We start from the raw sequence: 11,970 nt of genomic DNA, 5'->3' as shown, positions 1-11,970 counted from the left end.
GTCACGTCGGCCTTCGCCAGCGCGACATGGGGCCCGGCGGGGCGGCGGGCGGCTGCGGCGCCGCCAGCCGTGCGAACAACTGCGAAAGCGGGGTCGGCGCGGTCTCGTTGCCAGTGGCGGGCTGCTGTGCCACCGGCGGCTGAGCCCGAGGCGGAGCGAACGGCGTGCGCGCGAGGAGCGGCGCTGATGGCGCTGGCGCCGGAGCGGCCAACGGGGCGGGCGCCGGGATCGGGGGCAGGGGGCGAAGCACCGGCTCGACCCTGGGTTGCGGCGCAGCGGCGAACGGCGGCGGGGGCACGGCTTGGACGGGCGCGGCCACGAAGGGCGCAGGGGCCGGGGCGGCCGGGCGCTCGATCTTCGCGCCCGTCAGCAGCGGCCAGGCGCGCGGCGCCTCTTCTTCTGCTTCCGGCGGAGCGAATTCCTTGTAGTCGTGGGCATCCCCACCGAACTTGCGGAACAGGCCGGCGATGTCTTCCGGGGTCGGTTCGTCCTGGCTCATGCTTGCGCCTTCGACAGACGCAGGTCGATACGGTGGCCGGCCTGCGCGTCCGGCGGAAATGCCTGCACCCGCAGCGACGACGGCATGCGCTGCGAATCGAACCAGGCCTGGTAGATGCCTTCGAAGAAGCCGACGCTCCAGTCCGTGGCTTCGGGTCCGAAGGCCGTGGCGATCGGGCTGCAGGCGTGGGTGATGAAGAGGCAGTCGGCGTCTTCGCTCAGGGTGCTGAAACCCCAGTCGATGCTGTCCCAGCGCGCGTTGAACTCGGCTTCGAGTTCGCCGAGCGTGCTACACGGGGGAATGGGAAGCGCATGCGCGAGACGTTGGCCGATGCGAAAAAACAGCTGCCGCAGATCTTCCGGAGGCAGGCCGGCGCTCAACTCGGCGGCCATGCCGCGGTTGAATTCCAGCCATTGCGAACTGCATGAATTTCTCTCGTAGTACTGAATAAACGTCGCGGCTGTTTCCATGTCCGAGCATTCTCTTGGATCAATTAACCGTTGACAACAAATGTGAACTTATCGACACACCATCGACCCAGAACTGTCTGAATTCGGGGACGGGTCGGGTGGGCGAGACGGAGCGAACGCACGAAACCCGTGCATCGACCCCTTCGGTACGACGCAAGACGCGTTCCGGATTCAACCGGCGCCCGCAACTGGGGCGAGCACTAGTCTTCGATGCTGTCCGGCGTGGCGGGTGCAACGGGCATGGCCGGCGGGCTGCCGCCTCGAGGCACCTGGGGCGCATGCGGCACGCGCGGCGGCCGCCCCGCGCGCACCACGCCGCGGCCGGCCGCCTTGGCGGCGTAGCACGCGGCATCGGCCGCATCGACCCAGGCATCGACCGAGCCGATGTCCTGCGACAGGCTGGCCACGCCGATGCTGGCGCCGACATGCAGGCTGCCCGACAGCCAGGGCAGCGCAATCGCCGAGATCGACGCCACGATGTCTTCCGCCACCCGCACCGCCGCCTCGTGCGTGCACTGCTCGAGCAGCAGCGCGAACTCGTCGCCGCCGATGCGTGCCGCCAGGTCGCCGGAGCGCACCCGCGACATGATGGCCGCAGCCGCCGCGCGCAGCATGGCGTCGCCCGACAGGTGGCCGCCGGTGTCGTTCACCTGCTTGAAGTGGTCCAGGTCGATGAACACCAGCGCCGCCGGCAGCGAAGCCGGCCGGTTTTCGATCAGCCGCTGCGCATGCTGGTCGAAGCGCTGGCGGTTGGCCAGGCCGGTCAGCCCGTCATGGGCGGCGGACCATTCGAGCGCCTTGCGCGCATTGCGCTGCTCCTCGATGTTGAGCACCGTCCAGATCGAGCCGAAATCGGTGTGCTCCGGGTCCACCGGCCGGCTGCGCAGCCGTGCCCAGAAGCGCGAGCCGTCGCCGCGCTGCATGCGGGCCTCGCCGACATACGAATTGCTGCTGGCGAAGGCTTCTTTCTCCAGCGCGGCGAGGGCGGGCTGGTCTTCCTCGGGCACCACGATCAGGTCCACCGGCTTGCCCAGCAACTCGTCTTCGCGGTACGACAGCAGGCGGCACAGCTCGTCGCTCACCAGCTCGAAGCGGCGGTCGCGAATGAAGGCGATGCCGATGGGCGCCGCCCGCATCACCGAGCGCAGCTTGCTGAACATCTCGCCGTTCAGCCGTTCGAGCTCGGCACGCTGCACGCCCACGCGGCGCAGCACCTGGCCGAGCTGGCCGATTTCGCCGTCGCCCGTGGGCCAGCCGTCTTCAGGACGCATGGCGTCGTCGAACATGTGTTGCGCGCGCCGCTCCAGCATGGTCAGCGGCCGCAGCAACAGCCACAGGCTCATGAAAATGCCGGCAGACAGCACGCCCACCAGCGTGAAGGCCCAGACCAGCGCCAGCCGGCGCGCCGCCTTGACCGGTGCCAGCACCTCGGCCTCGGGGCGCACGCGCCACACCATCCAGTCGGGACCGGACACGCCGGCGGCGCTGGCGATCTCGCGGGCCTGGGGCAGCAACAGGCCCTGCGGCTCGACCGGGCTGCCCGCCGCCTGCCAGGCCTTGAAGGCCTGGGCCAGCCGGGGTTCGTCGGCAATCGAGTCCATCAGCTTCTTGCGGTCGGGGTGCGCCAGCACCCGGCCCTGCGCGTCCGTCAGCACCACCAATGCGCTGGCATCGCTTTCCTGCGTGTCGACCAGCCCGTCGAGCAGGTCGCGGCTCGACAGGCGCAGCGTGCCGCCCAGCACGGCGTAGATGCCGTGAGCGCCGCGCACCGGCTGGGTGACGGCGACGATGGGTTCGCCCGTCAGCGAGCCCAGCAATGGCTCGGAGACCATCGGCCGGCCTTCGGTGAGCAGGCGGCTGAAATAGGGGCGGTCGCTGATGTTCAGCGCCGGTTGCGATACGCCTCTTTCGTCGCTCATCACGCGCACCTTGCCGTCGGGCGTGGCGATGTAGACGTTGGCGAAGAAGTTGCGCATCACCGGCTTGCTCTGCATGAACGCCTTCAGCGCCGCCGGGTCCTGCATCGTCGATTCGTCGAGCGCGCCGGCCACCGACTCGAGCACCCGCTGCAGCTGGATCACGTTATGGCCCAGCAGGGCGGCGGTGCGCACCGACTCGTTCAGCTCGCGCTGGCGCTGCGATTCCAGCAGGTCGCGCTCGGTCCGCCCCACGATGATGGTCGTGATCAGGCCGATGCCAAGCACCAGCGCGAAAATCCCCCCCATCGTGATCCGGGCCTTGAGCGAACCCAAGGCCCTTTCGAGGCGTACCAGCCGGTCGGTATTCATTCAGTCGGACTGCGCTTCCCTGGGGATGGCCGTGGCCCGGCGCTCCCGTTTGACGTTGTACATGGCGGTGTCCGCCAGCTTCAGGGCCTCTTCCGCGGAGACAGTGCGCGGATCGATGGCCACCACGCCGACGCTGGCACCGCCGTACTCGATGGTGGTGCCGCGGGTCAGCCGCAGGTCGCCGATGGTACTTTCGCCCAGCCGGTCGGCCAGCGCGCGCGCCGCGGTGCGCGGCGATTCGTCGAAAGTGGGGCCGGCGCCGATCACCACGAACTCGTCGCCGCCGAAGCGCGCCAGCACGTCGCTGGCCCGCAGCGAGGCCGACAGCCGGCCGGCCATGGCCGACAGGAACTCGTCCCCCACGTCATGGCCATGCGTGTCGTTGATTTTCTTGAAGCCGTCCATGTCGATGAACCCGACCAGCGTGCTGCGGCCTTCGCGTTCGCACTGGGCGAGCAGCCGGCGCAGGGCGTCGATCAGCGTGCGGCGGTTGGGCAGCCCGGTGAGAGTGTCGGTCGAGGCGTAGGCGGCCAGTTCGGCGTTGGCCCGCTTGAGCTTGATGAAGAGCAGCTCGCGCTCGACCTGCTGGGCGATCAGCTTCGCGAAGAGCCGCAGCACCGGTTCCGCATGGGGCGACAGCGGCAGCTTCACGGCGCTGGCGGCGCACAGGGTGCCGAAGAGGCCGCCGTTCTCGGTCCTGACCGGCGTGCTCACGTAGGTGCGGATGCCGAGATCGCGGGCGGCATCGGAGTCGCCCCAGCAGTCGGCCACGTCGTCGGTGAAGGTGCGGCCTTCTTCGAGGGCCCGGCGACAGAGCGTGTCGGACCAGGGGACGGAAATGCCCTCGGGAATGGTCATTTCCTTGACATTCCGGGCGAAAAGTATGTGCTGCAGGCCCTTTTCGAGGTCGATGGTCGTGAGGTAGGTCGACTCCAGGCCGGTGACCACTTCGAGCATCTCGAGCATCGGGCGGGCCAGGTCTTCCAGCGTCTTTGCCGAGGCGACCGAGTCCGAAAGCTGTTCAATCAGTGAATCCATGGCCGTTATTTTGACGGCGATGCGCGACAGCTTGAGTCTTTCGTTGCACGAATGTGGCGCAAAACCCGTGGCGGCGTCCGGAAATCGGACAACTCAGGATGCCAGCACTTCCATCAGTTCGGTTTCGATGGCGAGCTGGGTTTTCTGTCCCTGCAGCTCCGGACCGCTGATGAGGAAGGTGTCTTCCACCCGTTCGCCGAGCGTCGTCACCTTGGCGAGCTGCAGGTTCAGGTGGTGGCGCGCCAGCACCCGGGCCACCGAATACAGCAGGCCGGCCCGGTCGCTGGCCGAGATGTTGAGCAGCCAGCGCTGGGCCTTGTCGTCGGGCAGCAGGCTGATGCGCGGCTTGATCGGGAAGCTGCGCACCCGGCGCGACACCCGGCCCATGCTGGGCTGGGGCAGGGCGCCGGCCTCGGTGAGCGTCTGCCCCAGGCCCGACTCGACCATGCTGATCAGGTCGCGGTAGTGGTCGGGCAGGAAGGTCGTCACCACCTGGAAGGTGTCGAGCGCATAGCCGTTGCTCGTGGTGTGCACCTTGGCATCCAGGATGCTGAACGACGATTGGTCGAAATAGCCGCAGATGCGCGCAAAAAGATCGGGCTGGTCGGGCGTGTAGACCACGACCTGCAGGCCTTCGCCCACCGGCGACAGGTGCGCGCGCACGATGGGCGGCGCCTTCGGGTCGATCGGCACGCCCTTGGGCGGCACGAAGCGCGAGAGCTGCTTGGCATGCCAGGCGATCTCGGTGGCGTCGTGGCGCATGAAGTAGCCGACGTCGAGTGTGTCCCACAGCGCCTTGTGCGCCTCGAAGCGCTGGGCGTGCAGGGCCAGTTGCACCAGCGCCTCGCGCTTGCGCGCCTCGACCTCGGCGTCCGGGTCGGGCATGCGGCCGCCCAGCGCGCGCAGGGTGTAGCGGTACAGGTCCTCGAGCAGCTTGCCTTTCCAGGCATTCCACACGCGCGGCGAGGTGCCGCGGATGTCGGCGATGGTCAGCAGGTACAGCGCCGTGAGATAGCGCTCGTTGCCCACTCGCTTGGCGAAGGCGCCGATGACCTCGGGGTCGCTCAGGTCCTGCTTCTGCGCGACCTGGCTCATCACCAGATGCTCGGCCACCAGGAATTCGATGAGCTTGGCGTCTTCGCGGGCAATGCCGTGCTGCTTGCAGAAGCGCTGCACGTCGCGCGCACCCAGCGTGGAGTGGTCGCCGCCGCGGCCCTTGGCGATGTCGTGGAAGAGGGCCGCCACGTACAGGATCCAGGGCTTGTCCCAGCCGGCCGCCAGCTGCGAGCAGAACGGGTACTCGTGCGCATGCTCGGCAATGAAAAAGCGCCGCACGTTGCGCAGCACCATCAGGATGTGCTGGTCGACCGTGTACACATGGAACAGGTCGTGCTGCATCTGCCCCACGATGCTGCGGAACACCCGCAGGTAGCGCCCCAGCACAGAGGTCTGGTTCATCAGCCGGAACGCATGCGTGATGCCGTAGGGCTGCAGCAGGATCCGCATGAAGGTCTCGTGGTTGACCGGGTCGTTGCGGAACTTGCTGTCCATCACATGGCGCGCGTTGTACAGGGCGCGCAGCGTGCGCGCCGACAGGCCCTTCACGCCGATGGTCTTCTGGTAGAGCAGGAAGGTCTCGAGCACCGCGTGCGGCTCGCGCTCGTACAGGTCGTCGCTGGCGATCTCGATCAGGCCGGCGCGCTCGTAGAAGCGCTCGTTGATCGGCGTGTGCCGCTCGTCGCTGGGCTGCAGGCGCTCTGAAATGTTGAGCAGCAGGATCTGGTTGAGCTGCGACACCGCCTTGGCGGCCCAGTAGTAGCGCCGCATGAGCGCTTCGCTCGACTTGCGCTGCGACTCGCTCTCATAGCCGAAGCTGGCCGCCACGGCGGTCTGCAGGTCGAACACCAGCCGGTCTTCCCGGCGGTTGGCAATCACGTGCAGCCGGGCGCGGATGAGCGAAAGCAGCGCCTCGTTGCGCTTGATCTGCTGGGCCTCGAAGGAGGTGGCCAGGCCGTTCTTGGCCAGGTCGTCCCAGCGGCTGCCGTAGCCGGCGGCCTTGGTCATCCAGAGGATGGTCTGCAGGTCGCGCAGGCCGCCGGGCGATTCCTTGCAGTTCGGCTCCAGCGCATAGGGCGTGTTGTCGAACTTCTGGTGGCGGTGCCGCATTTCCTGCGACTTGGCCACGAAGAAGGCCTGCGGATCGATGGCGCGGGCAAAGCGGCGGCGAAAGGCGGTGAAGAGCTTCTTGTCGCCGGCGATCAGCCGGGCCTCGAGCAGCGAGGTCTGGACGGTGACGTCCTTCTCGGCCTCGGCCAGGCACTCGTCGACGGTGCGCACGCTGGAGCCGATCTCGAGGCCGGCATCCCAGCAATGGCCGATGAAGGCCTCGATGCGGGCCGGGTCGACGGCGTTCTCGTGGCCTTCGGGCGGCAGGAGCAGCAGCACGTCGACGTCGGAGTACGGAAAGAGCTCGCCACGCCCGAAGCCGCCCACGGCGGCCAGCGCGAGCGCATCGCCGAAATCGGCTTCGCGCCACAGTGTGCAGAGCGTCTCGTCGGCCAGCGCCGCGAGCTGGCGCAGCACCGTGTGCACGCTGCGCGTGGGCGCGCGCGCGAAGCGCAGGGTGTCGAACAGCGCGAGCTTCTTCGCGCGATAGGCTTCGCGCAGCGTCGCCACGTCGATCTTGGCTGCTTCGATCACGGCCGGGGAACGCGTGCGCGCGTCAGGTTTTGGTCGAGGTGACGAAGGAGGGCAGCGGAGGGCTGCCGGCGGAGAGCGTCAGCACTTCGTAGCCGGTCTCGGTGACGAGCACCGTGTGCTCCCACTGGGCCGACAGCGAATGGTCGCGCGTGACGATGGTCCAGCCGTCGTACTGGCCGCCCTTGAAGTCTTCCTTCACGTCGCGCTTGCCGGCGTTGATCATCGGCTCGATGGTGAAGATCATGCCGGGCTTGAGCTCTTCCAGCGTGCCCGGGCGGCCGTAGTGCAGCACCTGGGGTTCTTCGTGGAAGCGCTGGCCCACGCCGTGGCCGCAGAACTCGCGCACCACCGAGAAGCCCTGGCCTTCGGCGAATTTCTGGATTGCATGGCCCACGTCGCCCAGGTGCGCGCCGGGGCGCACCTGCAGGATGCCGTGCCACATGGCCTCGAAGGTGATGTTGCACAGGCGCTTGGCGGCGATGGAGGTGTCGCCGATCACGTACATGCGGCTGTTGTCGCCGAACCAGCCGTCCTTGATGACGGTCACGTCGACATTCATGATGTCGCCCTTCTTCAGGGGCTTGTCGTTGGGAATGCCGTGGCACACCACGTGGTTCACCGAGGTGCAGAGCGACTTCGGGAACGGGACGCTGCTGGCGCCCATGTAGCCCACCGTGGCGGAGGTGGTGCCCTGCTTGACCATGTATTCGGCGGCGAGCCGATCGACGTCGTTGGTCGTGATGCCGGGCTTGATGAGGGGTGTGAGGTAGTCCAGCACCTCGGAGGCAAGGCGGCAGGCGACCCGCATGGCTTCGATGCCCGCAGCGTCTTTGTAGTTAATGCTCATCCCCGAATTATCCCATCGGCCCGGCTAAAATCCCGGGTTAACGCGGATGACCCCAGTCAGCGGTCATTCGCCTTTATTCCTTGATTCCCAACGCGGCCCCCGAGGCCCCATCGACCGTGACGCAGCCCGCACCTCAAGCCCTTCCTGTCGTAACCATGTTCGAGGGCGGCAGCGCGCTCAGCGACTTCCGCGCACGGCAGCTGCTGCCGAAGCTGCAGGCCATCGAGCCGCGCATCGAGGGCATTTCGGCCCGTTTCGTGCACCTGGTCGTGACCGATGCGGCGCTCGGCACGGCCGACCGCGAGCGCTTTGCCGCGCTGCTGACCTACGGCGAGCCCTTCGAGGCGCCGGCCAAGGCGGGTACCTCGGTGGTCGTCACCCCGCGTCTGGGCACCGTGTCGCCCTGGGCCTCCAAGGCCACCGACATCGCCCACAACTGCGGCCTGGCCCTGCGCCGGGTCGAGCGCGTCACGCAATATCACCTGAAGCTCAAGGCGCCGCTGATCGGCAAGGCCCCCGTGCTGGAAGGCGACCAACTGGCCGCCGCGGCCGGCCCGCTGCATGACCGCATGACCGAATCGGTGCTGGCCACGGTCGAGCAGGCCGCCAGCCTGTTCAGCGAGCTGCCCGCACAGCCGATGGCGCAGGTCGACGTGCAGGCCGGCGGCCGCGCGGCGCTGGTGGCCGCGAACACCGGCTTCGGCCTTGCGCTGGCCGAGGACGAAATCGATTACCTGGTCGACGCCTTCACCCGCCTGGGTCGCAACCCCAGCGACGTCGAGCTCATGATGTTCGCGCAGGCCAACAGCGAGCACTGCCGCCACAAGATCTTCAACGCCAACTTCACCATCGACGGCAAGGCCCAGCCGCAGAGCCTGTTCTCGATGATCCGCCACACCGAGAAGCAGAACCCGCAGCACACGGTCATCGCCTATGCCGACAACGCCTCGGTGATGGAAGGCGCGACCATCGAGCGCTTCATTCCCGCCAACGGCTCGCAGAGCTATCAAAAAGATAGCGCCCTCAGCCATGTGCTGATGAAGGTCGAGACGCACAACCACCCGACCGCCATTTCGCCGTTCCCCGGTGCATCCACCGGCGCTGGCGGCGAGATCCGCGACGAAGGCGCCACCGGCCGCGGCTCCAAGCCGAAGGCCGGCCTGACCGGCTTCACCGTGTCGAAGCTGTGGCCTGAAGACGGCCACTACGGCAAGCCCGAGCACATCGCCAGCCCGCTGCAGATCATGACCGAGGGCCCGCTGGGCGGTGCCGCGTTCAACAACGAATTCGGCCGTCCCAACCTGCTGGGCTACTTCCGCGAATATGAGCAGACCGTGGCGAGCGACCTCGACACCGTCCAGCGCGGCTACCACAAGCCCATCATGATCGCGGGCGGCCTCGGCAGCATCGATGCCACACAGACCAAGAAAATCCAGTTTCCGGCCGGTTCGCTGCTGATCCAGCTCGGCGGCCCCGGCATGCGCATCGGCATGGGCGGCAGCGCCGCCAGCTCGATGGCCACCGGCGCCAACGCGGCCGAGCTCGATTTCGACTCGGTGCAGCGCGGCAACCCCGAGATCGAGCGCCGTGCGCAGGAGGTCATCAACCACTGCTGGCAGCAGGGCGCGGCCAACCCGATCCTCGCGATCCACGACGTGGGCGCGGGCGGCCTGAGCAACGCCTTCCCCGAGCTGACCAACGACGCCGGCCGCGGCGCGCGCTTCGACCTGCGTGCCGTGCCGCTCGAAGAGTCGGGCATGGCGCCGAAGGAAATCTGGTGCAACGAAAGCCAGGAGCGCTACGTGCTGGCCATCGCGCCGGAATCGCTCGAACAGTTCAAGGCCTTCTGCGAGCGCGAGCGCTGCCCGTTCTCGGTGGTCGGCGTGGCGACCGAAGAGCGCCAGCTGCTGGTGGCCGACGAAGGCGCCGCCGTGCAGCCGGTCGACATGCCCATGGACGTGCTCCTCGGCAAGCCGCCCAAGATGCACCGCGACGTGAAGACCGTGGCGCGCACCTTCAAGCCGCTCGACCTCACGGGCGTCGACCTGCAGAAGGCCGCCATCGACGTGCTCGCGCACCCGACCGTGGCCTCGAAGCGCTTCCTCATCACCATCGGCGACCGCACCGTGGGCGGCCTGAGCCACCGCGACCAGATGGTCGGCCCGTGGCAGGTGCCCGTGGCCGACTGCGCCGTGACGCTGGCCGACTACAAGGGCTTTGCCGGCGAAGCCATGAGCATGGGCGAGCGCACGCCGCTGGCCGCGCTCGACGCGCCGGCTTCCGGCCGCATGGCCGTGGCCGAAGCCATCACCAACCTGCTGGCCGCGCCCATCGAACTCTCGCGCGTCAAGCTGTCGGCCAACTGGATGGCCGCCTGCGGCGAGCCCGGCGAAGACGCCGCGCTGTACGAAACCGTCAAGGCCGTGGGCCTGGAGCTGTGCCCGGCGCTGGGCGTGTCGATTCCGGTCGGCAAGGATTCGCTGTCGATGCGCACGCAGTGGAAGGACAACGGCGAAGCCCGAAAGGTCACCTCGCCGGTGAGCCTGATCGTGACCGCCTTCGCTTCGCTGGCGGACGTGCGCGGCACGCTCACGCCGCAGCTCGATGCCGAAGAGGCCGACACCACGCTGGTGCTGATCGACCTGGGCCAGGGCAAGCACCGCATGGCCGGCAGCATCCTGTCGCAAACGCTGAACCAGAGCGGCGACACCGTGCCCGACCTCGACGACCCGGCGCAGCTCGTGGCGCTGGTCAATGCGGTGAATGCGCTTCGCGCCGACGGCAAGATCCTCGCGATGCACGACCGCAGCGACGGCGGCCTGTTCGCCACGGCCTGCGAAATGGCCTTTGCCGGCCACGTCGGCGTGGCGCTGAACGTCGACATGCTGGTCACCGAAGGCGACGGCATCTCCGACAGCCGCATGGAAACCGGCGACGCCAAGAACTGGGCGCAGCAGGTCAGCGCGCGGCGCGAAGAACTCACGCTCAAGGCGCTGTTCAACGAAGAGCTGGGCATGGTGCTGCAGGTGCGCACCGCCGAGCGCAACGATGTCATGCAAGTGCTGCGCGCCCACGGCCTCAGCACGCACAGCCACTTCGTCGGCAAGACGCGCCCGGCCAGCTCGCCGATGGATGCGGGCAAGGGCAAGCTCGAAATCTGGCGCGACGCCAAGTCGGTGTTCAGCGCGAGCCTGCACGACCTGCACCAGGTGTGGGACTCGGTCAGCTGGAAGATCGCCCGCGAACGCGACAACCCCGCCTGCGCCGATGCCGAGCACGCGGCAGCCGGCGTGCCGAGCGATCCGGGCATGCACGTGTTCCTGCCGAACAACGCACCAGTTGCTCCGGCCATCCTGCAGTCGCGCCCCAAGGTCGCGATCCTGCGCGAGCAGGGCGTGAACTCGCACGTCGAGATGGCCTACGCCTTCACCGAAGCCGGCTTCGAGGCCTTCGACGTCCACATGACCGACCTGCAGACGGGCAGGGCGGATCTGGCCAACTTCAAGGGCGTGGTCGCCTGCGGCGGCTTCAGTTATGGCGACACGCTGGGCGCCGGCATCGGCTGGGCGCGCAGCATCACCTTCAACCCGAAGCTGGCCGAGCAGTTCAAGACCTTCTTCGGCCGTGCCGACACCTTCGGCCTGGGCGTGTGCAACGGCTGCCAGATGTTCGCCGAACTGGCCGACATCATTCCGGGTGCCGAAGCCTGGCCGCGCTTCACCACCAATCAGAGCGAGCGCTTCGAGGCGCGCCTGTCGATGGTCGAAGTGCTCGAATCGCCCAGCATCTTCTTCGCGGGCATGGCCGGCAGCCGCCTGCCGATCGCGGTGGCACATGGCGAGGGCTATGCCAACTTCAAGCACCGCGGCGACGCGGCCAAGGCCATTGGTGCGATGCGCTTCGTGGACAACCACGGCCAGCCGACCGAGCAGTACCCGTTCAACCCGAACGGCAGCACGGGCGGCCTGACCTCGGTCACGACGCCTGACGGCCGCTTCACCGCGGTGATGCCGCATCCGGAGCGCGTGTTCCGCAACATCCAGATGAGCTGGACCTCGGGCGATAGGAGCGAGCTGAGCCCCTGGATGCAGATCTGGCGCAACGCGCGCCGCTGGGTGGGCTGAAGCC

At 68.0% G+C, this 11,970-nt stretch carries 7 protein-coding genes; 1 reads left to right on the top strand and 6 read right to left on the bottom strand.

Annotation, left to right across the window (positions count from 1 at the left end; genetic code table 11):
* Position 1 precedes the first annotated feature (1 nt).
* The 6 genes from bcsR to map all read right to left on the bottom strand — a co-directional run bounded on the left by bcsR (position 2) and on the right by map (position 7,842).
* Positions 2–499: a BcsR/BcsP family cellulose biosynthesis protein gene (gene bcsR, locus L3V85_RS19435; RefSeq protein ID WP_237674374.1), complete on the bottom strand. Its 498-nt coding sequence runs from the start codon at positions 497–499 to the stop codon at positions 2–4.
* A complete protein-coding gene (gene bcsD / locus L3V85_RS19430; protein WP_237674373.1) occupies positions 496–969 on the bottom strand; it encodes a cellulose biosynthesis protein BcsD in 474 nt (157 codons plus the stop codon). Before bcsD ends, bcsR begins: the two co-directional genes overlap by 4 nt.
* A gap of 200 nt (positions 970–1,169) precedes the next feature.
* Positions 1,170–3,257 carry a sensor domain-containing diguanylate cyclase gene (locus tag L3V85_RS19425; protein WP_237674372.1) on the bottom strand — a complete coding sequence of 696 codons (2,088 nt, stop codon included), beginning with the start codon at positions 3,255–3,257 and terminating at the stop codon, positions 1,170–1,172.
* Complete coding sequence (locus L3V85_RS19420) at positions 3,258–4,295, bottom strand: GGDEF domain-containing protein (RefSeq protein ID WP_237674371.1); 1,038 nt, start codon at positions 4,293–4,295, stop codon at positions 3,258–3,260.
* A 93-nt stretch (positions 4,296–4,388) separates the two neighbouring features.
* Entirely contained in the window at positions 4,389–6,995 is a 2,607-nt protein-coding gene (locus tag L3V85_RS19415) for a [protein-PII] uridylyltransferase (protein ID WP_237674370.1), read from the bottom strand.
* A gap of 22 nt (positions 6,996–7,017) precedes the next feature.
* A complete protein-coding gene (gene map / locus L3V85_RS19410) occupies positions 7,018–7,842 on the bottom strand; it encodes a type I methionyl aminopeptidase (protein ID WP_237674369.1) in 825 nt (274 codons plus the stop codon).
* Positions 7,843–7,997: 155 nt separating this feature from the next.
* Between map and purL the strand changes: the two genes are divergently transcribed.
* Positions 7,998–11,966: a phosphoribosylformylglycinamidine synthase gene (gene purL / locus L3V85_RS19405; RefSeq protein WP_237680605.1), complete on the top strand. Its 3,969-nt coding sequence runs from the start codon at positions 7,998–8,000 to the stop codon at positions 11,964–11,966.
* The last annotated feature ends 4 nt before the right edge of the window (positions 11,967–11,970 follow it).

Source organism: Variovorax paradoxus (assembly GCF_022009635.1).
GTDB lineage: Bacteria > Pseudomonadota > Gammaproteobacteria > Burkholderiales > Burkholderiaceae_C > Variovorax.
The sequence above is the reverse complement of the archived record's forward strand: the minus strand, read 5'-3'. Positions and strand labels throughout refer to the sequence as shown.